Raw genomic sequence first — 24,021 nt, 5'->3', positions numbered from 1 at the left:
GTTTCCAGGCCCTTGCTGACAGCTGCCACGCGTTCGCCGCGGCAGACTCCATCTGGCACATCGGGCCGGCACCTCCGCCATCCATCCGTACCGGTTCGCTTGCCGACGCCTTGCGTGCGCCCCCGTGGGTCTGCGCATGCTGCGGCGGCCCGGTCATCCGAGGAGGAAAGAGCACATGCAGCTCATCGTGTCGGCCGGGTTCATCCTGGCCATCGTCCTGTGGGGTGTCGTCGCCCCGACCCACCTGGGTGCCGTGTTCGACGGCGCGCTCGCGCTGATCACGCGCAACTTCGGCTGGTTCTACCTCTGGATGGTGCTGGGCCTGGTGGTCGTCGCGCTGGTGCTGGCCTTCAGCCGCTACGGCAATCTCAAGCTCGGCGGCGAGGACGATGAGCCGGAATTCTCGGTCGGCGCTTGGTTCGCCATGCTGTTCGCCGCCGGCATGGGCATCGGCCTGGTGTTCTGGGGTGTGGCCGAGCCTGTGTCGCACTATGGGGCGCCGCCGCCGGGCATCGCGCCGAACAGTCCCGAGGCCGCTAACGCGGCCATGCGCTACAGCTTCTTCCATTGGGGCCTGCATCCCTGGGCGGTCTACAGCGTGGTGGCGCTGGCCATTGCATTCTTCCAGTTCCGCCGCGGCGGCTCCGCGCTGGTCAGCACCGCGGTGGAATCGCTGCCCTGGGCACCGGTGCGCCGCATCGGGCCGCTGGTCAATGTGCTGGCCGTGATCGCCACGGCCTTTGGTGTGGCGGCCTCGCTCGGCATGGGGGCCCTGCAGATCAACAGCGGGCTCAGTGCGGTGTTCGGACTGCCTGTGAGCCAGACTTCGCAGCTGGGCATCATCGCGGTGACCACGGTTCTGTTCATCACATCGGCCGTCAGCGGCGTGACCAAGGGCATCAAGTGGCTGTCCTCGTTCAACCTGCTCATGGCCGCGGCGCTGGCGCTGGCGGTGTTCGTGCTGGGGCCGACGATTGCCATCATCGACACGCTGACCACCACGCTGGGCAGCTACCTCAGCGAGCTGGTGCGCATGAGCCTGCGCATGACGCCGTTCCGCGACAGCAGCTGGGTTGGCGGCTGGACCATCTTCTACTGGGCCTGGTGGGTGTCCTGGTCGCCCTTCGTAGGCCTGTTCATCGCCCGCGTGTCGCGTGGCCGCACCGTGCGCGAGTTCATCCTCGGCACGGTGGCCGCGCCCACCGTGGCCGCCTTCGTCTGGTTCTCGGTGTTCGGTGGCACCGCGCTGCACCTGGAGGTCATGCAAAACGTTCCGATCGCCGAGGCGGTCAAGGCAGATGTCTCCACCGCCCTGTTTGCGCTGTTCGACCAGCTGCCGCTGGGCATGCTGATGTCGGGTATCGCCACCATCCTGGTGGTGGTGTTCTTCGTCACCTCGGGCGACTCCGCGGTGCTGGTGCTGGGCATGATGAGCACGGGCGGCAACGAGAACCCCAGCGCGCGCGTGAAGATCGCCTGGGGCCTGCTGGTGGCGGGCATCGCCGCGAGTCTGCTGCTGGCCGGTGGCCTGCAGTCGGTGCAGACCGCCACCATCGTGTTCGCGCTGCCATTCACGGTGGTCATCGTGCTGATGGCGGTGGCGCTGTGGCGCGGCCTGCGCGAAGACTACGACGAGGAGCGCCGGCGCGAGCGTGCGCTGCGCCGGCGCATGCGCGAGCTGGCCGGCCAGCCCGCGTCCAGGCCCTGAGCCCGCGGAGACCGTCTTGACCTTCGAGTTGCTGGGCGCCTTCGGCAAGAGCTTTCTGTTCGTCTTCGCCGCGCTGCTGCCCATCCTGAACCCGGCTGCCACCGCCCCGATCTTCCTGGGCCTGACCGAGGGTGCGTCGCCGCCCACGCGCGCGCTGCTGGCGCGCCGCATCGCACGCAACATGTTCTGGCTGCTGCTGGGCGCGATGCTGGTGGGCTCGTACGTGCTGGAGTTCTTCGGCATCTCGCTGCCCATCGTGCGCGTGGGCGGTGGCCTCATCGTGGCGGCCACGGCCTGGCGCCTGCTGACGGCTACGCATGCCACCGTGGACAGCCGCACCGAACTGGCCGAGAGCTTCACGCCCGACATGGCGCGGCGCCAGGCCTTCTATCCGCTGACCTTCCCCGTCAGCTGCGGGCCGGGTTCCATCGCGGCGGCCATCACGGTCGGGGTGTCGCTGGCCGATGCGCGGCTGTCGCTGTCGCTGGCGCGCATGGGTGGCGGCGTGCTGGCGCTGCTGGCCGTCGGCGTGCTGGTGTACCTGGCGTTCCGCTACGCGCAGCAGCTGCTCAAACCGCTCGGCGAGGCCGGCACCGTGATCTTCCTGCGGCTGACCGCGTTCATCCTGCTGTGCCTGGGCGTACAGATCGTGTGGGACGGGGTGTACGAACTGGGCGTGGGCATGCTGCGCGACGGGCTGCTGCCCGTGAGCGCCTAGGCGACACCAGGCTGGGGGAAACCCAGTGGGCCGGCGGGCGGCGGCTGGCCAGAATCGCCGGCAACTTTCCACAGGAGACGCCGTGTCCGCATCCCGCATCACCCGCCGCACCGCCTTGGGCGGCATCGCCGCCAGCCTCGGCGCGCCTGTTCTGGCCAACGAGCCCTACCCGAGCCGCCCCGTCACCATGGTCGTGCCCTACACGGCCGGTGGCTCCACCGACATCGTCGCCCGGCTCATCGCGCAGAAGCTGTCGGAAAGCCTGGGCCAGCCCTTCATCGTGGACAACAAGGGCGGCGCCAACGGCGTGATTGGCATGGACATCGCGGCGCGCGCGGCGCCCGACGGCTACACGCTGCTCATGAACACCGCGGGCGCGCAGGCGCTGGCGCCGGTGATCTACAAGACCAAGTTCCATGCGCTGGACAGCTGGGAGCCGATCAGCCTGATCAGTTCCATCCCGTTCGTGATCGTCGCGCGCGAGGGCCTGCCCGTGAAGAATTTCGCCGAGTTCGCGGCGCTGGCCAAGGCCGGCAACCCACCCCTCAGCGCCTCCTCGGGCAGCAGCATGATCGTGCTGGCCACCGACCAGTTGAAACGCGTGATCGGAGCGCCCACGCTCATCAACGCGCAGTACAAGGGCACCTCGATGCAGGCCCAGGCCGTGATCAAGGGCGAGGTCGACGTGTCCTTCGACTCGTTCGTGACGCTGCCGCAGATCAAGGCCGGCAAGGTGCGCGCGCTGGCTGTGGTGGCCCCGCAGCGGGCCGCCTCGCTGCCCGACGTGCCCACGCTGGCCGAGCTGGGCGTGAAGGACATGGACTTCGCCAGCTGGTCCGGCCTGCTCGCGCCCAAGGGTACGCCCCGGGCCATCGTCGAGCGATTGTCGACCGAGGTGCAGAAGATCGTGCGCACGCCCGAGATGCAGGAGCGCCTGAAGGGCATGGACCACACGCCCGTGGGCAGCGGGCCGGCCGAGTTCGCCAAGCTGATCGGCGACGACTACGCGCGCTGGCAGCGCGTGGTGAAGGAGACGGGGTTCAAGATCGAAGGGTGAAGAACCTTGTAATTCTTCCAAATGATGGAACGATTGCAAGGATGGAGCGCCCGCCTGTCTGATGGCTTTAGCCTTGCGCAATCGTGCGAGGCTTTTCGTGGGCGAATCCAAACGCACCTTTGCTGCGCCTGGATGGGTGAACGCCTATAGCTTGAACTCGTTGAAAAACGAATGATCAAGTTCGTAGGTGGTGATAGGGCGCAGGCCCAGTTCAAAGCGCTCCAGCATGTCGATGAGCTTCTCGCCGTCGATCAATTCGATCGGTGGTGCGCCGTCTCGTGTTGCCTCGCGCTTTGCTTCGGCCGTGAAGGTGCCAGTGGTGATGATGATGCCTTTGTCAGCCCGGCCGGACATCGCACCGCGAAAGTCGCGCACTTGTGAGGGGGCCACAGACTTGGCGTAGCGCTTGCACTGGAAAAGCACTTTGAACGAAACCAAAGGGTTGACTTGAAGTATCCCGAATCCGTCGATGCCTCCGTCACCGCTTTGACCAGTGACAACAACTTGGGTGAACCCTGCCTCGCGCAGCAACCGCTGCGAAAGGCGTTCAAAACCGGCAGGCGCCAGCGATAGAAGCATCTCAAGCGCCTCATCTCGGTAGTCCTGTGAGAGGGCTCCAGTTCCTTCTGCGACCTTTTCAGCGACGGGCTCGGAAGCTTCCTTCTGCTTACGCTGCTGCTGAAAAATCTTGACCCATTTCAGGAAGATGGCCCTGGCCTGATCGTGGGTCAAGCTGGTTTTGAACCCCGACTCCGTCAGACTCCAAACGCCGTGCTTGGAGGAACTGATAAAGCCTTCACGGACCAAATAAAAACGTGCCCATGCAACCTGATTGCGAAACCGAGATCCCCCGGAGGGAAGCGTCTCGTTCAGCACATTGTCGGGCACTTTCAGGTTTGCAGAGACACGGTCTACCGCTTCGTCCGGCTTGGCGGACCCGCCAAGCGCTCGCAGGGCGTCCAGCAGAGGTCCGAAATACCGGACAAACTGCGCGCCCTCATCCTTCTTCTGTTTGGTGACCAAGACAGGTTCCTTTCAGCATATTGCGCCTGCAGGGGCCATGGATTCGGCGTCGTGAAACAACGCATCGGCAATGCGGCGGGCTTTCTGCGACGACTACCCTCCCACTGCGCCCTGCGTGTTCACATACAGCGCATAGACCGACTGGCTGGCCGCCATGAAGAGCCGGTTGCGGTGGCGCCCACCGAAGCACAGGTTGGCGCAGCGCTCGGGCAGCAGGATGCGGCCGATGGTCGTGCCGTCGGGCGCGAAGATGCGCACGCCGTCCTGGCCTTCGCCCGTGCCCCAGCCGGCCCACAGGTTGCCGTCCACGTCGCAACGGAAGCCGTCGGGCGAGGACTCGGGCTCGCAGGTGAAGAACACGCGGTCGTTCGTCAGCGTCATGCCGTCGGCCGCCACGTCGAACACCCGGATGCGCTTGGGCGCCGCGCCGGACTCGACCACGTACAGCAGTTTCTCGTCCGGCGAGAAGCACAGGCCGTTGGGCCGCGCCACGGCGTCCGTCACCACCGTCGTCTTGCCGGTCGCCGGGTCGAAGCGGTAGACGCATTCGGGCCGCTCGGGCTGGGCGGGCAGGCCCTCGTACCAGCCCAGGATGCCGAAGGGCGGGTCGGTGAACCAGATGCTGCCGTCGGACTTGACCACGATGTCGTTCGGCGAATTCAGCCGCGCGCCCTCGAAGCGCTCGACCAGCGGCGTGATGCTGCCGTCGTATTCGGTGCGCACGATGCGCCGGCCCAGGTGCTCGCAGCCGACCAGCCGGCCCTGGCGGTCGCGCGTGTGGCCGTTGGCGTTGCCCGAAGGCTGGCGGAACACGCTCACGGCGCCCGTGGTCTCGTCCCACTTCATGATGCGGTCGTTCGGCACGTCGCTCCAGAGCAGGTAGCGGCCGTCGCCGAACCAGACCGGGCCCTCGGCCCAGCGCATGCCGGTGGCGATGCGCTCGACCGCGGCCGAGCTGATGCGGTACTTGGCGAAGCGGGGATCCAGGACGACGACGGCGGGGTCGGGGTAGCGGGTCGCGGGTTGCCACATGGTGTGAAAGGGTGGAGCGGTCGGAGCCGCGCAGTATGCCCGCCGCGCCAAGGCTTTTGGCCCGGAACCACCCGGCCCGGATAATCCCCCGCTGCTTCGGAGCCAGCCGTGAATCAATCCTTTCTTTCCCTGGGGTGGCGCACGCTGTGGCGCGACCTGCGCTCGGGCGAGCTGCGCCTGCTGCTGGTGGCGGTGACGCTGGCCGTGGCCGCGCTGACGGCCGTGGGCTTCTTCGCCGACCGGCTCCAGGGCGGGCTGCAGCGCGACGCGCGGCAGCTGATCGGCGGCGACGCCGTGGTGGCCAGCGACAACCCGACCCCGGCCGCGTTCGAGGCGCAGGCCCGCGCGCTGGGCCTGCAGACCGTCTCCACGCTGGGCTTTCCGACCATGGGCCGTGCGGGCGAGGCGCAGGGCGGGGCCAGCCGGCTGGTGGCGCTCAAGGCCGTGGCGGCGGGCTACCCGCTGCGCGGCAGCCTCAAGGTGGCGCAGCAGCCCGGTGAAGAGGGCGGCAACACGCGCGACGTGCCGGCGCCGGGCGAGGTCTGGGTCGATGCGCCGCTGCTGGCCGCGCTGGACCTGAAGATGGGCGATGCGCTGCTGCTGGGCGACAGCAGCTTCCGCGTCGCGCGCATCATCGTGATCGAGCCCGACCGCGGCGGCGGCTTCATGAGCTTCGCGCCGCGCGTGATGGTCAACGCGGCCGACCTGCCGGCCACGCACCTGGTGCAGCCGGCCAGCCGCATCACCTACCGTTTCGCCGTGGCCGGCGACGAGCCCGCCGTGCAGCGCTTCACGCGCTGGGCCGATGCGCAGATCCAATCGCGCGAGGCGCGCGGCCTGCGGCTCGAATCGGTCGAGAGCGGCCGGCCCGAGATGCGCCAGACGCTGGACCGCGCCGAGAAATTCCTGAGCCTGGTGGCGCTGCTGTCGGCGCTGCTCTCGGCCGTGGCCGTGGCGCTGGCCGCGCGCGCGTTCGCGTCCAAGCACCTGGACGACTGCGCCATGCTGCGCGTGCTGGGCCTGTCGCAGCGCACGATCGCGCTGTCCTACAGCTTCGAGTTCGCGCTGGTCGGCCTGTTCGCCAGCGCGCTCGGGGTGGCCGTCGGCTTCGGCGTGCACTACCTGTTCGTGCTGCTGCTGGCCGGGCTGGTCGAGGCCACGCTGCCCGCCGCCACGCTGTGGCCGGTGGCCTACGGCCTGGGCATCGGGCTCACGCTGCTGTTCGCGTTCGGCCTGCCGCCCGTGCTGCAGCTGGCCAAGGTGCCGCCGCTGCGCGTGATCCGGCGCGATGTGGGGCAGTTGAAGCCCGCCTCCATCGCGGTGCTGGCACTTGGCGTGGCGGGCTTCGCCGGCCTGCTGCTGGCCGTCAGCAGCGACATCAAGCTGGGTCTGATCGCCGTCGGCGGCTTCGCAGGCGCGGTGCTGCTGTTCGCCGCGCTGTCGTGGGTGGCGGTATGGCTGCTGCGCAAGAGCGTCAACGAGAGCACCGCGCCGCGCTGGCTGGTGCTGGCCACGCGCCAAGTCTCGGCGCGGCCGGCCTACACCGTGGTGCAGGTCAGCGCGCTGTCGGTGGGCCTGCTGGCGCTGGTGCTGCTGGTGCTGCTGCGCACCGACCTGATCGGCGCCTGGCGCCAGGCCACGCCGCCGGACGCGCCCAACCGCTTCGTCATCAACATCCTGCCCGAGCAGGGCGATGCCTTCCGCAAGACGCTGGACGATGCCGGCGTCGCCAAGTACGACTGGTACCCCATGTTCCGCGGCCGCCTGGTGGCCGTGAACGACAAGCCGGTGAACCCGGCCGACTACACCGACGAGCGCGCGCAGCGCCTGGTCGACCGCGAGTTCAACCTCTCGCATGCGGCCCAGCAGCCGCCGCACAACGAACTGGTCGGCGGCCGCTGGACGCCCGAGGAGCAGGGCGCCGTCAGCGTCGAGGAAGGGCTGGCGCAGACGCTGGGCCTCAAGCTGGGCGACACGCTGCGTTTCGACATCGGCGGCATCCAGTCCGATGCGCGCATCACCTCGCTGCGCAAGGTGGACTGGGGTTCGCTGCACGCCAACTTCTTCGTGATGTACCCGGTGGCGGCCATGCCCGACCTGCCCATCACCTACCTGGCGGCCTACCGCGCGCCGGAGATGGCGGGCTTCGACAACGCGCTCGTGCGCGCCTTCCCGAACGTCACGAACGTGGACATGAGCACGGCGCTGGCCCAGGTGCAGCGCGTGCTGGACCAGGTGGTGCGGGCGGTGGAGTTCCTGTTCGGCTTCACGCTGGCGGCGGGCCTGGTGGTGCTGTTCGCCGCCATCACGGCCACGCGCGAGGAGCGCGCGCGCGAGTTCGCGATCATGCGCGCCGTGGGCGCCAGCAGCGCGCTGCTGCGCCAGGTGCAGCGGGCCGAGCTGGCCGGCGTGGGCGTGCTGGCCGGCCTCCTGGCCACGCTGGTGGCCATGGCCGTGGGCTGGGCGCTGGCGAAGTTCGTGTTCGAGTTCGCCTGGTCGGGCTCGCCGTGGGTGCCGCTGGCCGGCGCGGCAGCCGGCGCCGTGCTGGCGCTCGGCGCGGGCTGGTGGGGCCTGCGCGACGTGCTGCGCCGGCCCGTGGTCGATACGCTGCGCCGCGCCGCCGCCTGATTCAGCCGTAGCGCTGCAGCGCGAAGCCTTCGCGCGGATCGGGGGGCTCGAAGTGGCGGTTGATCAGGCTGAACTGCGCCTCGTCGGTCTGGAACGGATGCGTGCCGGCCGCGTTGCGCGCCTGCAGCCGCGCGCGGCAGACCGCCTCGGGCACGTCCAGCAGGTGCAGCCGGTGCGCGGCGCCGGACTGGTCGATCAGCCCGCGCATCCAGGCGCGCTGGGCCCGCGTGTTGGCCGGGAAGTCCAGCACCACCGAGACGCCGCTGCGCAGCATGGCGACCACGTGCTCGCCGAGCATGGCCTTGAGCCGGCCCGTGCGCTGCAGGTAGTCGGGCAGGGCGTGGATCTCGCCGGGGTACAGCACGGCGAGCCAGGCGTCCTCCTGCACGAGCACGGTGGCCGGCTGCGCCGCCAGGCGGCGCGCGAGTGTGGATTTGCCTGCCGCGATCCTGCCGCACAACAGGTGCAGCATGGCGGAGGCACTGGCGGGACGGGTCATGGGATCTCCTGGTGGAAAAACCCCAGGAGACCGTGACGACGCGCCTTCTGGGGCGGGTCGTCTTGGCTTGCAGCCGCGCGCTAACCCACCGTCCGCGGACGGCGGCGAATAATGGTGGTGCGCAGGGTGTGGGCCATGAAGGGGTCGCAGTGTAGCGGCTACTCGGGGAACAGGTGTTCGGCCGCGAAGTCCACGAAGGCCCGCACCTTGGGCGACAGCTGGCGGCTTGAGGGCCACAGTGCCGAGAACTGCCCCGCTTCGCGCGGCGCGTCGGCCAGCACCTGCACGAGTTCGCCGCGCGCGAGGGCGTCGCGCGCGAGGAAGTCCGGCATCCAGGCGATGCCCATGGCCGCGATGGCTGCGCCCAGCATGGCTTCCATGTTGTTGCAGACCAGCGCGGTCGGCAGCCGCTCGGGCAGGCCTTGCAGCTTCCAGTCCTCGATCCTGCCGCCGCTGGCGAACTGGTAGCGCAGGCAGACGTGCTGCGCGAGGTCCGCGGGCCGTTGCGGCGTGCCGTGGGCCGCGAGGTAGGCTGGCGCGACCACCAGCAGGAAGCGGAATGGCCCGAGCCGGCGCGCCACCAGCGGCGAATCCTCCAGCGTGCCGCTGCGGACCACGATGTCGAAGCCTTCCTCGACCACGTCGACGAGCCGGTCGTTGAAGTCCAGTTCCAGATCGATCTCCGGGTAGCGCGCGCGAAAGCCCGGCAGCATGGGCAGCAGGAAGCGGTAGCCGATCACGGGCAGGCTCACGCGCAGCCGGCCGCGCGGCGTGGCCACGGCCGCCTGCAGCATGGCCTGGGCGTCGGCCAGCTCGTCGAGGATGCGGCGGCAGCGCGCGTGGAACTGCGCACCCTCCTGCGTGAGCCGCACCTGGCGCGTGGTGCGGTGGAACAGGCGCACGCCGAGCTGCTGTTCGAGCCGTGCCACGTTCTTGCCCACGGCCGAGGCCGAGATGCCCAGCGCGCGCCCGGCCGCCGCGAAGCCCTGCAGGTCGGCGGCGCGCACGAAGGAGACGATGGCGGGAAGGCTGTCCGTGCGGCTTGATTGCGGAATCTGGGTTGGCAATATGTGGAGCTCTGGCCGGATTGTGCGACGACTGCATCCTTTCTATCGTCGCTGCCATGTCCTCACCGTCTTTCTCTTCTGTCGGCGCCACCTGGGTGCGCGCCGCCGTCTGCCTCGCCGGTCTTGCCATGCCCTTGAGCTTCACGGGTCCGGCGGTCGTGTTGCCGCTCTTGCGCGAGGCGCTGGGCGGCAACCCCGTGGCACTGCACTGGGCGACCAACGCGTTCATGCTGAGCTTCGGCGCCGCGCTGATGGCGGCCGGCGCGCTGGCCGACAACCTGGGGCGCCGCCCCGTGTTCCTGGGCGGGCTGCTGCTGGCCGTGGCCAGCGGCGTGGCGCTGGCCTGCGCGCCGACCCTGCTGGTCTTCAACCTGCTGCGCGGCGTGCAGGGCCTCGCGGCGGCCGCGGCCCTGGCCAGCGGCTCGGCGGCGCTGGCCCAGGAGGTGCAGGGCGCCGCGCGCACGCGCGCCTTCGGCTGGCTGGGCGCGAGCTTCGGCGCCGGCCTCGCGTTCGGGCCGCTGGCCGCGGGCGTGCTGGGCGAGCACCTGGGCTGGCGCGCCGTGGTCGTGCTGCCGGGCCTGGTCAGCCTGCTGGCCTTGGTGCTCGGCGCCTGGCGCCTGCCGGCCTCGCGCAACCCTGCGGCGACGCGGCTGGACGGGCGCGGCACCCTGGCCTTCACGCTCGCGCTGGGCCTGCTCACGCTGGGCGTGTTGCAGGCGCCCGCACAGGGCTGGGGCGCGGTGCAGGTCGTGCTGCCGCTGGCCGGCGCCGCGCTGGCCGCACTGCTGTTCTGGCGCACCGAGGCCGGCCTCCTGCGCCGCGGCGGCCAGCCCATGCTGGACATTTCGCTGCTGCGCTACCCGCGCTTCGTCGGCGTGCAACTGCTGGCGGCCGCACCGGCCTACGGCTTCGTCGTGCTGCTGGTGTTGCTGCCGATTCGCTTCATCGGCCTGGAAGGCCGCGGCAGCTGGGAGGCCGGGCAGCTCATGCTGCTGCTGTCCGGCCCCATCCTGCTCATGCCCGGCGTTGCGGCGCGGCTCGCGGGCCGCTGGTCGGCAGCAGCGGTTTGCGGGGCCGGGCTCGTGTTGTGCGCCGCGGGGCTGTTGTGGCTGGGGCACTGCGGCCCGACCAGCGGTCTGCGCGGCTATGCCGGGCCCCTGCTCATGATCGGCCTGGGCGTCGGCCTGCCCTGGGGCCTCATGGACGGTCTGGCCGTCAGCGTGGTCCCGCGCGAGCGCGCGGGCATGGCGGCCGGCATCTTCAACACCGTGCGCGTGGCCGGCGAGGGCATTGCGTTGGCGCTGGTCGGCGCGGGCCTGGCGACGCTGCTGGCGACCGAACTGCACCCGCTTTTCCCTGGCACGGACGTGGCGCAGGCCGCGCAGCGCCTGGCCACGGGCGATCTGGCGCAGGCCATGGCCCTGCTGCCCGGCGGCACGCGCGCCGAACTGCTGCAGGCCTATGCACGGGCCTTCGGCCTGCTCACCCAGGTGCTGGCCGGCGTCACGCTGGCCACGGCGTGCGTGGTCTTCCTGGTCCTGCGCGCGCCGGACCCGCACGGTGCCGAAGGCCCGTTCGCGGCGGAGCGGGGCTGACCCGGCCCAGCACCGACAATCGGCCCATGCAGACCGAAGAACAGCCCGCCTTCGCCACCCCCTTCGAATGGATCGGCGGCGAAGACAAGGTACGCGCGCTGGTCGAGCGCTTCTACGACCTCATGGACTTGGAGCCCGGCTACGCCGCGCTGCGCGCCGCCCATGGCGACAGCCTGGACAACGCGCGCCAGCGCCTGTTCTGGTTCCTGTGCGGCTGGCTGGGCGGCCCGTCCTACTACACCGACCAGTTCGGCCACCCGCGGCTGCGCGCGCGCCACATGCCGTTCTCCATCGGCATCCGCGAGCGCGACCAATGGCTGGCCTGCATGGACCAGGCCATGGGCGAGACGGGCGTGCCCGAGGAACTGCGCATGCGGCTGAAGGACAGCTTCTTCCAGACCGCGGACTGGATGCGCAACCGCGGCGCTTAGAGCCGTTCGAGCAGCAGCGCGCGGAACTGCTGCGCCGCCGGCGACAGCGGCCGTTCGCGCGGCGCGATCACGTCGATGGCCGGCAGTCGGATCGGAAGCAGGATGGGCGCCACACGCAGCGCGCCCAGCCGCGCGTAGTGCGCTGCCAAGGAGCTGGGCATCAGGGCTGCCATGTCCGATCCCGCCACGAGCGCGGTCGTGACCGTGGTCGAGGCGGTCTCGATGTAGTCCAGCCGCTGGTGCACACCGACCTCGCGCAGCGCCGCTTCCAACCGGCCGCGCTGCGGCGAGCCCGCCGGCTGCAGCACCCAGGACCAGTCGCCGAGTTCGTGCAGTTGCAGCCGCTTGCGCGCGAACGCAGGGTGGCCCTTGCGCACGACCACCTGCATGGCTTCCTCCAGCAAGGGCGTGATCGTGAATTCGTCTTCGCTGAAGCCCTCGGTCAGCCGGCCCAGCACCAGATCCACGTCGCCGCGCGCGAGCTGGGCCAGCACCACGTCGCTGGTGCCCACGGCCACGGCCAGCGCCACCTGCGGGTGGCGGCGCCGGTACTCGAGCAGGGCCGGGGCCAGCAATTCGGGCACGGCGCCCGGCACGGCGGCCAGCCGCAGCGCACCGGACAGGCCCGAGCGCAACGCGCCCATCTCTTCGCGCACGGCGCCGAAGTCGGTCAGCACGCGGCGCGCGTAGCGGATCAGCACCTCGCCTGCAGGCAGCGGCCGCATGCCGCGCGCGAGCCGTTCGAACAGCTTCTCGCCGAGCGACTCCTCCAGCTGCAGCAGCAGCTTGGTGGCGGCGGGCTGCGTGACGTTCATGGACCGGGCGGCGCGGCCCAGGTGGCGTTCGGCGTCCAGCGCGGCGAGCAGCAGCAGCTGGCGCGGGCGCACGCGCAGCAGCAGGGCCTGGTCGCTGAGGTGGTCGGTCGTCATATCCAAAAGGTGATGGATTGTTCGGCATCCGCGATTGGATCGCCGCCGCGGAAATCCCTAAGCTCGTGCCACGACGGGCGAGCTTCGAACGCCTGCGACCACGGAGACACCACGATGCCCCACGACACCCTGGACCGGCGCCGCGCGCTGGCGCTGCTCGGCCTGCTGGCCACGGGCGTGCCCGTCCTGGCCCAAGGCTTTCCCGACAAGCCGCTGCGCATCCTGGTCGGCGCCTCGCCCGGCGGCGGCACCGACATCCTCGCGCGCGTGCTGGCCGACAAGATGGCGCCCACGCTCAAGCAGCCGGTGGTGGTCGAGAACCGGCCCGGCGCCTCCAACACCATCGCGGCCGAGCTGGCGGCGCGCGCGGCGCCGGACGGCAGCACGCTGCTGCTGGCCACCAACACGGCCCAGGCCGTGGCGCCGCACATGCTCAAGCTCAAGTACGACCCGCTCAAGGACCTGCAGCCCATCGGTCTCGTGGCCGTGATGCCCAACGTGCTGGTGGTCTCCAGCACGGGGCCGTTCAAGAGCGTCAAGGACGTGCAGGCCGCGCTGGCGGCCAAGCCGGGCGCGCTCAAGTACGCGTCCTCGGGCATCGGCAGCACGCAGCACATCGGCGGCGAGGCCTTCGGCATGGTCACGGGCACGCGCGCCATCCATGTGCCCTACAAGGGCAGCTCGCAAGCGCACATCGACGTGATCGCGGGCGAGGTCGACATGATGTTCGACAGCACCTCCTCGGCCATGAGCCAGATCCGCGCGGGCAAGCTGCGCCCGCTGGCGGTGAGCTCGCCCACGCGCTCGGCCGAGATGCCCGACGTGCCCACGCTGGCCGAACTCGGCATCCAGGGCGCGGATGTGTCGACCTGGTACGGGCTCTACACCACGGGTGGCACGCCGCGCGCGGCGGTGGAGCGGCTGACGGCGGACCTCCTGCTGGCCCTGCAACTGCCCGACGTGCAGGCCCGCATCAAATCCCTGGGCGGTGAGCTCGGCACCTTGAGCGGCGAGCGCTTCGCCGAGATGAACCGCAGCGAGTACGAACACTACGGCCGCCTCGTGCGCGGCGCCAACATCAAGGCGGAATGAAGAAGATGAGCACCCCCCGCATCGCCGTGCTGCTCGGCGACCCCAGCGGCGTCGGCCCCGAGATGGCCGTCAAGCTGCTCGCACGCGAGCGCAACCGACAGCAGGCCGAGATCCTGCTGATCGCCGACAGCGCCGCGCTGGCCTCGGGCCAGGCCATCGCAGGCCAGCAGCTGGAGCTGCTGCGCGTGGACCACCTGGACGCCGTGCGCTACGAGCCCGGCCGCATCACGCTCTTGCCCTGCGACGCGCTGGACGGCCCGCCCGTGCTGGGCGAATCCAACGAGGCCTCGGGCCGCGCCAGCATGCGCGCGCTGGACCTGGCCATCGATGCGGTGCGTGCCGGCCGGGCCGACGCCATCGTCTTCGCGCCGCTCAACAAGCACTCGCTGCGCCTGGGCGGCCTCGTGCACGAGGACGAGCTGCGGCACCTGCAGGAGCGCTTCGGCGTGCGCGGCTTCACGAGCGAGTTCAACCTGACGGGCGCGCTGTGGACTTCGCGCGTGACCTCGCACATCCCGCTCAAGGACGTGGCAGCGCACATCACGGGCGAGGGCGTCTGCGACGCCGTGCGGCTCATCGACAGTGCGCTGCGCCGGGCCGGCGTCGCCAGGCCACGCATCGCGGTCTCGGGCCTGAACCCGCACGCGGGCGACGGCGGCTCCATCGGCATGGAGGAGATCGAGACCATCGCGCCGGCCGTGCAGCGCCTGCGCGCCGAAGGCCTGGACGCGCGCGGCCCCTATTCGCCCGACACCGTGTTCATCGGCGCGCGGCGCGGCGACGTGGACGCCGTGGTCTCCATGTACCACGACCAGGGCCAGATCGCGATGAAGCTCATGGGCTTCGAGAAAGGGGTGACGCTGCACGGCGGGCTGCCCGTGCCCGTGGCCACCTCGGCCAGCGGCAGCGCCTTCGACATCGCGGGCCGCGGCGCGGCGCAGATCGAGGGCCTGCAGGAAGCCTTCGACCTGTGCGTGCGCATGGCGGCCGCGCGCTAGATCAGTCCACGCTGGCGCCGGACTCTTTCACCACCTTGCCCCACTTGGCCGTCTCGGCCTTGATGAAGGCGGCGAACTGCTCGGGCGTTTCGGCCACGACCTCGCCGCCCTGGGCGACGATCTTGGCCTTCACATCGGGGTTGTTGAGCACCTTGACGAGCGCCTTGTTGAGCTGCGTCACGATGGGTGCGGGCGTGCCGGCCACGGCGAACAGTCCGAACCACGAGGTGGCCTCGTAGCCGGGCACGCCGGACTCGGCGATGGTCGGCACGTCGGGCAGCTCGGGCGAGCGCTTGGCGGTGGTCACGGCGATCGGGCGCAGCTTGCCGGCGCGCACATGCTGGATGGCCGAGGGCATGTTGTCGAACATGATCGCGATCTGGTTGCCCAGCAGGTCGTTCACGGCCGGTGCGCTGCCCTTGTAGGGGATGTGCACCATGTCAACCTTGGCCATGGACTTGAACAGCTCGCCCGACAGGTGGATGGAGCTGCCGCTGCCCGAGGAGCCGAAGTTGACCTTGCCCGGATTGGCCTTGGCGTAGGCGATCAGCTCGGGCACGGTCTTGAACGGCTGCGACGGGTGGGCCACCAGCAGGTTCGGCACGTTGGCCACGCGCGACAGTGGCGCGAAGTCCTTGATCGGGTTGAAGGGCATCTTCTTGTACAGCGCCTCGTTGATGGCGTGCGTGCCCACGGTGCCCATGAACAGCGTGTAGCCGTCGGCCGGCGCACGGGCGGCCAGCTGGCCGCCGATGTTGCCGCCCGCGCCGGCGCGGTTGTCGATGACCACGCTCTGGCCCAGCTCGGTGGAAAGTGCCTGGCCCACGATGCGGGCCAGGATGTCGGTGGTGCCGCCGGCCGAGAACGGCACGATCATGGTGATGGGCTTGGTGGGGTAGGCCTGGGCGGCGGCTGGGCCGGCGATCAGGGTGGCCGCGGTGGCGGCGGCCACGGCCAGCAGGCTGCGGCGGGTGACGGTGTGGATGGTGGTCATCAATGCTCCTCGAAAAATGGATCGCGCAGGTCTTATTCCTGCACGATGGACGATGGGTGGTTGGCCAGCGGCGTGACCTTGATCTGCATGTAGGGGAACAGCGGCAGGCCGCTGAGCAGGGTGTGCAGCTCGTCGTTGCTGGCGACGTCGAAGATGCTCACGTTGGCGTATTCGCCGACGACGCGCCACAGGTGGCGCCACTTGCCGGCCCGTTGCAGGTCCTGCGAATAGGCCTTCTCGCGGCGCTTGATCTCGTCGGCCTCGGCAGGGCTGACGGTGGCGGGGATGTTCACGACCATGTGGACCATGTACAGCATGTGGGGACTCCTTGGAAAGACGATGGGGGGCGGCTCAAAGATGCGGCCAGATCACCATGGTGGCGGCGTAGATGGCGCCGACCAGCAGCATGGACACCACCGTGTAGCCCATGATGTCCTTGAGCTTGAGCTTGGACAGTGCGAGCGCTGGCAGGATCCAGAACGGCTGCACCAGGTCGTTCCAGCCGTTGCCCAGCATCACCGACATCGCGGTCTGCGCCTGCGAGGCACCGAGCGTGTGGGCGGCGTCGATCATGAACGGCCCCTGCAGCACCCAGTGGCCGCCGCCGGACGGCGCGAAGAAATTGATGACGAACGAGCTGACCAGGCCCCACAGCGGCAGCGTGTTCGCGCTGGACACGCTCACGAACAGGTGGGCGATGGACTCCACCAGACCCGAGCCGTGCATGATGGCCATGATGCCGGCGTAGAAGGGGAACTGCAGGATGATCCCGCCGATCGTCTTGACGCCTTCGTTGAGCTTCTCGACGTACTTCATCGGTGTGCCGAGCAGCAGCACGCCCAGGAACAGGATGAAGAAGTTGATCATATTCAGGTCGAGGTTGCCGCCCTGCACGAAGTGCATCACCACGTAGGCCATGCCGCACAGGCCGATCAGCAGGCTGAGCAGGCGGCTGTTGTTCAACCGGTAGGCCAGCGTCTTCTCGTCGCCCAGCAGTTGGTGCGCGTCGCCGCCCGCTTTGGCGTCGGCCGCCACGCTGGCCGGGTCCAGTTCGGTGACGGGCTCGCCGGCCTTGGGGTGCATGGTGGCGTTGAGCAGCGGCAGCGCGATCAGCACGGCCAGGCTGGTGAGCAGGATGGGGGCCGAGAAGATGGTCTCGCTCAGAGGGATCAGGCCCATCTTGCCTACGAAGGCGTGGCCCTTGGTGGAGATCAGCACCGGGATCGTGGCCGAGAAGCCCAGGCTGTACATCGTGAAGCCGGTGTAGGCCGAGGCGATGATGAGCGGGTAGTGCACGCCCTTGACCTTGAGCGCCAGCTTGCGCGCCATGATGCCGCCGATCACCAGGCCGAAGCCCCAGTTCAGGTAGCTGCCGATGCAGCCCACCAGCGTGGCGACGATGATGGCCTGGCGCGGCGTGTGCACGCGCTCGGTGATGCGGTTCAGGAAGCGGTCGACGATGGGCGCCGCGGCCAGCACGTAGCCCATCACCAGGATCACGGCCATCTGCGTCGTGAAGGCCAGCAGGCTCCAGAAGCCCTTGCCCCAGTCCTGCACGACGGCCGGGAGCGGGCGGCTCTCCACACCGAAGGCGAGCGCCATGGTGAGCAGCGTGAGCATGATGGCGAAGACGAACGGATCGGGCAGGTAACGCCGCATCAGCTCGGTGAAGAACGCAGTGATTTTCGACATGGAGTCCGTTGGGAAGAAAGGGAGAGGGCGGTGCGGCTCAGACGCCCGCCACGCCGACCGTCATGCCGCCGCAGACGTAGAGCACCTGGCCGGTGACGAAGCCGCTGCGGGCATCGAGCAGGTAGGACACGGCGTGCGCCACGTCGTCCGGCGTGCCGACGCGCTTGACCGGCACCGCGTCGATGATGGCCTGCGTGCGCGGCGCGTCGGGCGGGTTGGCACGGTCGAACAACTCGGTGCGGATCGGCCCGGGGCCGATGGCGTTGGCCGTGATGCCATGGCGGCCCAGCTCCAGCGCCCAGACCCGCGTCATGCCGATCAGGCCGGCCTTGGTGGCCGAGTAGGCCGTGCGCAGCTCCTTGCCCAGTGCCGCGCGCGAGGACATGTTCACGACGCGGCCGAAGCCCGCGGCCTGCATGCCCGGCAGCAGGGCCTGCAGGCACTGCAGCGCGCAGCGCAGGTTCAGCGCCACGGCCAGGTCGAACTGGGCCAGCGTCTGCTCGGCCGTCGCGGCCGGCACCACGATGCCCACGTTGTTGACGAGCCGCGTGATCGGGCCGCCGGCCAGCGCCTGCTGCAGCGCGCGCGCGGTTTCCTCGGGGTTGGACAGGTCGGCCTGGATGCCGCCGGGCACATGGTCCACCGTGCGGTCGATGACGACGGGCTCGTAGCCGTCGGCGCGGCAGCGTTCAGCGGTGGCCGCGCCGATGCCGGCGCCGCCGCCGGTGATCAGCACGCGTTCACGGGAAGGATGGGTTGTCATGGTTGTTCTCCTGGGTCGCAAGCGGGAAGGGCCGGGGTTCAGAGGTGGCAGTGGCCGTCCACGTAGGCCTTGCGCCAGCGTGTGAGCGTCACCCGCTCGAACAGGCCGGCGGCATGGAAGGGATCGGCCTCGATGAAGCGCTTGGCTTCCTCGCGGCTGTCCAGCGCCACCACGTACAGGCCACCGCCCAGGTCGCTGCCGTCGTCGGCCAGCTTGGCGCCGCAGGCCAGCAGCAGGTGCTTGTGCTGCTCCAGGAAGGCCAGGTGGGCCGGCCGGTGCGCCTGGCGCACGGACTGGTGGTTCGGCTTGTCGAAGGTTTCGATGATGAAGGGCACGGCGGTCTCCAGATGCGCGGCGTTTCGCCACAGGCCGGTGCGCGATGGGGCCTGTGGTGCATGGGGTCGGGCGGCCGTGGCCGCCCGGAGGTTTGCTAGACGGTGGCGACGGGCGTGACCGGCGAGGCCACGGCCCCGGGCAGGTTCAGCGGCGGTGCCGTCAGCAGGAAGCGGTGGCGTCCATGCGTGCGCAGCCACCCTGCCAACGGCGTGAGATGCCACAGCTCGCCCAGGTGCACGCCGAGCTTGAACAAGCAGTGCTCGTGCAGCGGCAGGGCGGCGCAGCAGGCCGGCCCGGCCTTGGCCGGAAAGGCCTCGACGGCATAGTTGTCGGCCGCGATGGCGGCGATCTGGCTGTCGGTGATCCATTGCAGCAGGCGCTCGTCGCGGCCGTCCAGCACGGCGCAGCTGGCGGCCAGCACCGCCGGGTCCGGCCGCTTGTGCATGCCCAGCACCACCTCGGCAAAGCCGGTGTGCAAGCAGACCATGTCGCCAGGCTCCACCACGACGCCATCGGTCTCGAGCACGCGCATCAGCTGGTCGTAGCCGACCACGGTGTAGGCATTGCCCAGATGGGCGTGCAGGTCGACCATCACGCCGCGCCCCTGCACGCCGGTGCGTGCCATGCCCTCGATGCCCAGTGCGTGCGCGGCAGAGGTGCTGACGGCGGCGCCGGGCGTTGCGGGCACACCCGCGTCGCGCACGTCGCTGGGGCCGGCGATGTCGCGGCCGGCCGCGAAGCCGTTGTAGTAGAGCGGCTCGGGCAGGCCGTCGCCGTTGGCATCGAACAGCGCGCCCACATGGGCGAAGCCGTCCCATTGGGTGGAGTACTGCAGGTGCAGGATCGCGAGGTCGTCGGACAGCACGTCGGTGCGGCCGGGTTCCAGCTCGCCCAGCAGGCAGTTGAAGTTCACCAGCCCCTTGCGCAGCAGGGGGCGCAGCACGGGCGGTTGCCGGTTGGCGTTGAGTGCGTTGCCGCCGGGATAGTCCAGCGGCAGGCTCAGCGCGAAGCTGCGCCCTTCGCGGACTTCGGCCACGCCCTGGCGCACCTTCTCGGCCGTCAGCAGGTTCAGGCGGCCCAGCTGGTCGTCGGGGCCGAAATCGCCCCAGGTGGAGCCCGGCGGGCGCTGCTTCCAGCGCGGGTTGGCGGCTGCGGTGGTCGTCATGGCTGGTTCCGCCAACTCAGCCGCGCAGGAACTGCGCCAGCGCCTGGTCGAAGGCCTGCGGCGCTTCGAGGTTGGACAGGTGCGAGGCCGGCACCTCCACCAGCTGCGCGCCGGCGATGGCGGATTGCATGGCCTGCGCATCGGCCACCGTGGTCACGGGATCGGCGCTGCCGGCCACGAGCAGCGTGGGCACGGCGATGCGCGCGATGGCGGTGCGCAGGTCGGCCTGGGCCAGTGCCTCGCAGCAGGCGGCGTAGCCTTCCGGGGCGATGCCGGCGATCCAGGACTGGGCCCGCTGCACCAGGGCGGGCTGGGCGGCGGTGAAGGCCTCGGTGAACCAGCGGCTGGGCGAGGAGGCGGCGAGTTCGGCCATGGCGGCGGCGCCCTGTGCGCGCACCAGCGCGGCACGCGCGGTCCAGCCTTCGGCGGTGCCGATCCTGGCGGCGCTGTTGGCGACGAACAGGCGGTCCAGCCGATGGGCCGCATGCACGCCCAGCCACAGGCCGGTGAAGCCGCCCATGGAGATGCCGCAGAAGTGCGCACGGGCGATGCCCAGCGCGTCCAGGATGGCGAGCACATCGGCGCCCAGCAGGTCGAAGCCGTAGGGGCCGGACGAGACGGTGCTGCCGCCGTGGCCGCGCGTGTCGTAGCGCACCACGCGGTAGTCCGTGGCAAAGTGCGCGGCCTGGGCATCCCACATCTCCAGCGTGGTGCCCAGGGAGTTGGACAGCACCAGGGCGGGGGCGTCGGCCGGGCCTTCGACGCGCACGCGCAGGCTGCCATTGGCGGTGGGGACGAGGGTATCGCTCATGCCGTCCCCACTCACACGCGTTCGAGCACCACGGCGATGCCCTGGCCCACGCCGATGCACATGGTGGCCAGCGCGTAGCGGCCGCCCGTGGCGTGCAGGCGATTCACGGCCGTGGTGGCCAGGCGTGCGCCGCTGGCACCCAGCGGATGGCCCAGCGCGATGGCGCCGCCCCAGGCGTTGACGCGCTCGTCGTCGTCGGGCAGGCCCAGCATGCGCAGCACGGCAATGCCTTGCGCGGCGAAGGCTTCGTTGAGTTCGATCACGTCGAGCTGCGCCAGCGTGAGACCGGTCTGGGCCAGCACCTTCTGCGTGGCCGGTGCCGGGCCGATGCCCATCACGCGCGGGGCCACGCCGGCCGTGGCCATGCCGACCACGCGGGCGCGCGGCGTCAGGCCGTTCTTTTTGGCCTGCTCCTCGCTAGCCAGCAGCAGCGCGCAGGCGCCGTCGTTGACACCGCTGGCGTTGCCGGCGGTCACGGTGCCGTCAGGACGCACCACGCCCTTGAGCTTGGCGAGGGCTTCCAGGCTGGTGTCGCGCGGGTGCTCGTCCTTGTCGACGACGATGGCGTCGCCCTTCTTCTGCGGGATGGTCACGGGCGTGATCTCGCGCGCCAGGTGGCCGGCCTGCTGGGCGGCGACAGCTTTCTTCTGGCTTGCCAGGGCCATGCGGTCCTGCGCTTCGCGCTCGATCTTGTAGTCGTCCGCGACGTTCTCTGCCGTCTCGGGCATGGCGTCCACGCCGTACTGGGCCTTCATCAACTTGTTGATGAAGCGCCAGCCGATGGTGGTGTCGTACACGGCGTTGGCACGACTGAACGCGCTCTCGGCCTTGGGCATCACGAAGGGCGCGCGGCTCATGCTCTCCACACCGCCGGCGATCAGGAGCCCGGCCTCGCCGGACTTGATGGCGCGCGCGGCCGTGCCCACGGCATCCAGGCCCGAGCCGCACAGGCGGTTGATGGTGGCGCCGGGCACCGCGATCGGCAGGCCGGCCAGCAGCGCCGACATGCGCGCCACGTTGCGGTTGTCCTCGCCGGCCTGGTTGGCGCAGCCGTACAGCACGTCGGCGATCTGCTCCCAGTCGACCCCGGGGTTGCGCGCCATCAGCGCCCGGATCGGGATCGCGCCCAGGTCGTCGGCACGCACGGAAGACAGCGCGCCGCCATAGCGGCCGAAGGGCGTGCGGATGGCGTCGCAGATGAAGGCTTGGATGCTCATGGGATCAGTCCTTGAGAAGGGGCAGGCCGACGAGCTGTTCCAGCTCGGCGTGGGACAGGCCGTCCACGGCATCGACCACGCGCACGCCGCCTGGCGTGATGGCGAAGGTGGCGAGGTCGGTGTAGATGCGCTTGACGCAGGCCAGGCCGGTCAGCGGGTAGCTGCACTGCTGGACGATCTTGCTGACGCCCTGCTTGGTCAGCAGGTCCATCATGACCCAGGTCTGCTTGGCACCGATGGCCAGGTCCATGGCGCCGCCCACGGCGGGAATGGCGCCGGGCTCGCCCGTGCTCCAGTTGGCCAGATCGCCCGTGGCCGAGACCTGGAAGGCGCCCAGCACGCAGATGTCCAGGTGGCCGCCGCGCATCATCGCGAAGCTGTCGGCGTGGTGGAAGAAGGCGCCGCCCGCCAGCAGCGTGACGGGCTGCTTGCCGGCGTTGATGAGGTCGTAGTCCTCGCTGCCCGCGGCGGGCGCCGGGCCCATGCCCAGGATGCCGTTCTCGCTTTGCAGGATGACCTCGCGGCCGGCCGGGATGTGGTTGGCCACCAGCGTGGGCTGGCCGATGCCCAGGTTCACGTAGGCGCCGTCGGGGATGTCCTGCGCGACCAGGCGGGCCAGGGCGTCTTTGCTGCGTTTGGTGTAGGCCATGTTCATGCCGCCTTCTTGAAGCCGGCGGCCTGCGTGGCCACGCGGTCGATCTTGACGATCTTGCTGACGAAGATGCCGGGGGTGACGATGGCCTCGGGGTCCAGCGCGCCGAGCTCCACGACCTCGTGGACCGAGGCGATGGTCTGGCGCGCGGCCATGGCCATCACGGGGCCGAAGTTGCGCGCGGACAGGCGGTAGGTCAGGTTGCCCCAGCGGTCGCCGCGCTCGGCCTTGATCAGCGCCACGTCGCCATGGATCGGGTACTCCAGCACGTAGTGCTTGCCATTGATCTCGCGCGTTTCCTTGCCCTTGGCCAGTTCCGTGCCGTAGGCCGTGGGGCAGAAGAAGGCGCCGATGCCGGCGCCGGCGGCGCGCATGCGCTCGGCCAGGTTGCCCTGGGGCACGATCTCCAGCTCGATCTTGCCGCTGCGGTACAGGTTGTCGAACACGTAGCTGTCGGCCTGGCGCGGGAAGCTGCAGATGATCTTGCGCACGCGGCCTGTGGCCAGCAGTGCCGCCAGGCCCGCGTCGCCATTGCCCGCGTTGTTGTTGACGACGGTGAGGTCGCGCGCGCCTTGGGCGATCAGCCCGTCGATGAGTTCGGCCGGGATGCCGGCCGTGCCGAAGCCACCGATCAGGACGGTGGAACCGTCGCGCACGTCCGCCAGTGCGGACGCGACGGACTCTGCAATCTTGTCGATCACTGCATGCTCCTCAAACAAAATTTGTTCTACATACGAACATTTGTTCGCTAAAAGAATTATAGTGAACACCCTCATGGCCACCGACAACTCCGCAGACGCTTTGGCGACACCCAGGCCCGGCGACAGCTACGTGCAGTCGTTCGCGCGCGGGCTGGAAGTCATCCGCTCCTTCAGCGCCCAGGCGCCGCAGCAGACGCTGAGCGAAGTGGCGGCGCGCACCGGCCTCACGCGGGCTGGGGCGCGGCGCATCCTCCTGACCCTGCAGGCGCTGGGCTATGTGGAGACCGACGGCCGGCTGTTCCGGCCGACGGCGCGGCTGTTGGACCTGGGCTTCGCCTACCTGTCCTCGCTGCCGATCTGGAACCTGGCCGAGCCCGTGATGGAAGACCTCGTGGAGCGCGTGCGCGAGTCGAGCTCGGCCGCCGTGCTCGAGGGCTTGGACATCGTCTACGTGCTGCGCGTGCCCACGCACAAGATCATGCGCACCAACCTCGGCGTGGGCTCGCGCCTGCCGGCGTTCTGGACCTCGATGGGCCGCGTGCTGCTGGCGGCGCTGCCCGAGGACGAGTTGCTCCAGCGCCTGGCCCGGCTGCCGCGCGAGCGCCACACCGCCCACACCACGCTCGATGACGCAGGGCTGCTGGCGCGCATCCGCGCGGTGCGCGCGCAGGGCTGGTGCCTCGTGAACCAGGAACTGGAAGAGGGCCTGATCTCGATCGCGGCGCCGCTGGTGGACCGCGCGGGCCGCACCGTGGCCGCGCTCAACGTGAGCGGCCAGGCCAACCGCACGAGCGAGACGCAGATGCGCGAGGAGATGCTGCCCGCCCTGCTGTCGGCCGCGCAGGCCATCGGGCAGAGGATGCTGCGCGGCTGAGCCCACTGGGCGTCGGCTCCGGGGCAGGCATGCCGCTAC

24 protein-coding genes are annotated in these 24,021 nt (G+C 70.0%); 9 read left to right on the top strand and 15 right to left on the bottom strand.

The genetic code is table 11. The features are described from left to right. Nucleotides 1-175: 175 nt before the first annotated feature. The 3 genes from ASF45_RS23695 to ASF45_RS23685 all read left to right on the top strand — a co-directional run bounded on the left by ASF45_RS23695 (nt 176) and on the right by ASF45_RS23685 (nt 3,483). Nucleotides 176-1,708, top strand: coding sequence for a BCCT family transporter (locus ASF45_RS23695; protein ID WP_082551242.1), 1,533 nt, complete (start codon nt 176-178; stop codon nt 1,706-1,708). Nucleotides 1,709-1,724: 16 nt separating this feature from the next. Further along, nucleotides 1,725-2,426 (top strand): MarC family protein, encoded by a 702-nt coding sequence (locus ASF45_RS23690; protein ID WP_056668920.1) that lies wholly within the window; start codon nt 1,725-1,727, stop codon nt 2,424-2,426. Between the two features lie 82 nt (nt 2,427-2,508). Further along, nucleotides 2,509-3,483, top strand: a complete 975-nt coding sequence (locus ASF45_RS23685) for a tripartite tricarboxylate transporter substrate binding protein (RefSeq protein ID WP_056668917.1) — start codon at nt 2,509-2,511, stop codon at nt 3,481-3,483. A 144-nt stretch (nt 3,484-3,627) separates the two neighbouring features. Here ASF45_RS23685 and ASF45_RS23680 read toward each other — a convergent pair whose 3' ends face one another. Then, nucleotides 3,628-4,506, bottom strand: coding sequence for a restriction endonuclease (locus ASF45_RS23680; protein WP_056668914.1), 879 nt, complete (start codon nt 4,504-4,506; stop codon nt 3,628-3,630). A gap of 93 nt (nt 4,507-4,599) precedes the next feature. Beyond that, nucleotides 4,600-5,538, bottom strand: coding sequence for an SMP-30/gluconolactonase/LRE family protein (locus tag ASF45_RS23675; protein WP_056668911.1), 939 nt, complete (start codon nt 5,536-5,538; stop codon nt 4,600-4,602). Between the two features lie 108 nt (nt 5,539-5,646). Between ASF45_RS23675 and ASF45_RS23670 the strand changes: the two genes are divergently transcribed. Further along, nucleotides 5,647-8,166: an ABC transporter permease gene (locus ASF45_RS23670; protein WP_056668909.1), complete on the top strand. Its 2,520-nt coding sequence runs from the start codon at nt 5,647-5,649 to the stop codon at nt 8,164-8,166. Between the two features lies 1 nt (nt 8,167). Here the strand turns inward: ASF45_RS23670 and ASF45_RS23665 are convergent, their stop codons facing one another. Both ASF45_RS23665 and ASF45_RS23660 read right to left on the bottom strand, forming a co-directional pair. Then, complete coding sequence (locus tag ASF45_RS23665) at nt 8,168-8,665, bottom strand: ATP-binding protein (RefSeq protein ID WP_200932203.1); 498 nt, start codon at nt 8,663-8,665, stop codon at nt 8,168-8,170. 158 nt (nt 8,666-8,823) lie between these two features. Then, nucleotides 8,824-9,732, bottom strand: a complete 909-nt coding sequence (locus ASF45_RS23660) for a LysR family transcriptional regulator (protein WP_235581017.1) — start codon at nt 9,730-9,732, stop codon at nt 8,824-8,826. A 56-nt stretch (nt 9,733-9,788) separates the two neighbouring features. Here ASF45_RS23660 and ASF45_RS23655 point away from each other — a divergent pair, with 56 nt between their 5' ends. Beyond that, entirely contained in the window at nt 9,789-11,327 is a 1,539-nt protein-coding gene (locus tag ASF45_RS23655) for an MFS transporter (protein WP_082551241.1), read from the top strand. A gap of 26 nt (nt 11,328-11,353) precedes the next feature. After that, nucleotides 11,354-11,758 (top strand): group II truncated hemoglobin, encoded by a 405-nt coding sequence (locus tag ASF45_RS23650; RefSeq protein ID WP_056668906.1) that lies wholly within the window; start codon nt 11,354-11,356, stop codon nt 11,756-11,758. Here the strand turns inward: ASF45_RS23650 and ASF45_RS23645 are convergent. Beyond that, complete coding sequence (locus tag ASF45_RS23645; protein WP_200932202.1) at nt 11,755-12,687, bottom strand: LysR family transcriptional regulator; 933 nt, start codon at nt 12,685-12,687, stop codon at nt 11,755-11,757. The genes ASF45_RS23650 and ASF45_RS23645 overlap by 4 nt on opposite strands. A gap of 114 nt (nt 12,688-12,801) precedes the next feature. Here ASF45_RS23645 and ASF45_RS23640 point away from each other — a divergent pair, with 114 nt between their 5' ends. Continuing rightward, nucleotides 12,802-13,779, top strand: coding sequence for a tripartite tricarboxylate transporter substrate binding protein (locus tag ASF45_RS23640; protein WP_082551240.1), 978 nt, complete (start codon nt 12,802-12,804; stop codon nt 13,777-13,779). Nucleotides 13,780-13,784: 5 nt separating this feature from the next. Beyond that, nucleotides 13,785-14,777, top strand: coding sequence for a 4-hydroxythreonine-4-phosphate dehydrogenase PdxA (locus tag ASF45_RS23635; protein WP_235581016.1), 993 nt, complete (start codon nt 13,785-13,787; stop codon nt 14,775-14,777). A 1-nt stretch (nt 14,778) separates the two neighbouring features. Here ASF45_RS23635 and ASF45_RS23630 read toward each other — a convergent pair whose 3' ends face one another. The 10 genes from ASF45_RS23630 to ASF45_RS23585 form a co-directional block, all read right to left on the bottom strand. Then, nucleotides 14,779-15,771, bottom strand: a complete 993-nt coding sequence (locus ASF45_RS23630; protein WP_056668899.1) for a tripartite tricarboxylate transporter substrate binding protein — start codon at nt 15,769-15,771, stop codon at nt 14,779-14,781. A 32-nt stretch (nt 15,772-15,803) separates the two neighbouring features. Then, complete coding sequence (catC, locus tag ASF45_RS23625; protein WP_056668896.1) at nt 15,804-16,088, bottom strand: muconolactone Delta-isomerase; 285 nt, start codon at nt 16,086-16,088, stop codon at nt 15,804-15,806. Nucleotides 16,089-16,122: 34 nt separating this feature from the next. Next, nucleotides 16,123-17,463, bottom strand: coding sequence for a short-chain fatty acid transporter (locus tag ASF45_RS23620; protein ID WP_056668893.1), 1,341 nt, complete (start codon nt 17,461-17,463; stop codon nt 16,123-16,125). Between the two features lie 37 nt (nt 17,464-17,500). After that, nucleotides 17,501-18,226: an SDR family oxidoreductase gene (locus tag ASF45_RS23615; protein WP_056668890.1), complete on the bottom strand. Its 726-nt coding sequence runs from the start codon at nt 18,224-18,226 to the stop codon at nt 17,501-17,503. 38 nt (nt 18,227-18,264) lie between these two features. Beyond that, on the bottom strand, nt 18,265-18,561 hold the full coding sequence (locus tag ASF45_RS23610) for a YciI family protein (protein WP_056668887.1): 297 nt from the start codon (nt 18,559-18,561) through the stop codon (nt 18,265-18,267). Nucleotides 18,562-18,656: 95 nt separating this feature from the next. Beyond that, nucleotides 18,657-19,727 (bottom strand): cyclase family protein, encoded by a 1,071-nt coding sequence (locus ASF45_RS23605; protein WP_056668883.1) that lies wholly within the window; start codon nt 19,725-19,727, stop codon nt 18,657-18,659. A 16-nt stretch (nt 19,728-19,743) separates the two neighbouring features. Beyond that, entirely contained in the window at nt 19,744-20,538 is a 795-nt protein-coding gene (pcaD, locus tag ASF45_RS23600) for a 3-oxoadipate enol-lactonase (protein ID WP_056668879.1), read from the bottom strand. 11 nt (nt 20,539-20,549) lie between these two features. Further along, on the bottom strand, nt 20,550-21,755 hold the full coding sequence (gene pcaF, locus ASF45_RS23595; RefSeq protein WP_056668876.1) for a 3-oxoadipyl-CoA thiolase: 1,206 nt from the start codon (nt 21,753-21,755) through the stop codon (nt 20,550-20,552). Between the two features lie 4 nt (nt 21,756-21,759). Continuing rightward, nucleotides 21,760-22,404: a 3-oxoacid CoA-transferase subunit B gene (locus ASF45_RS23590; RefSeq protein ID WP_056668873.1), complete on the bottom strand. Its 645-nt coding sequence runs from the start codon at nt 22,402-22,404 to the stop codon at nt 21,760-21,762. A 2-nt stretch (nt 22,405-22,406) separates the two neighbouring features. Beyond that, the gene (locus ASF45_RS23585) at nt 22,407-23,108 is read right to left on the bottom strand and encodes a 3-oxoacid CoA-transferase subunit A (RefSeq protein ID WP_056668870.1); all 702 of its coding nucleotides are present in this window, start codon (nt 23,106-23,108) and stop codon (nt 22,407-22,409) included. 73 nt (nt 23,109-23,181) lie between these two features. Here ASF45_RS23585 and ASF45_RS23580 point away from each other — a divergent pair, with 73 nt between their 5' ends. After that, nucleotides 23,182-23,982, top strand: a complete 801-nt coding sequence (locus ASF45_RS23580) for an IclR family transcriptional regulator C-terminal domain-containing protein (protein WP_056668867.1) — start codon at nt 23,182-23,184, stop codon at nt 23,980-23,982. Nucleotides 23,983-24,021 lie beyond the last annotated feature (39 nt).

This window comes from Pseudorhodoferax sp. Leaf265, from assembly GCF_001422365.1.
In the GTDB taxonomy this organism is placed as follows: Bacteria; Pseudomonadota; Gammaproteobacteria; order Burkholderiales; family Burkholderiaceae_C; genus Pseudorhodoferax.
This window is presented reverse-complemented; position numbering and strand designations above follow the sequence as displayed.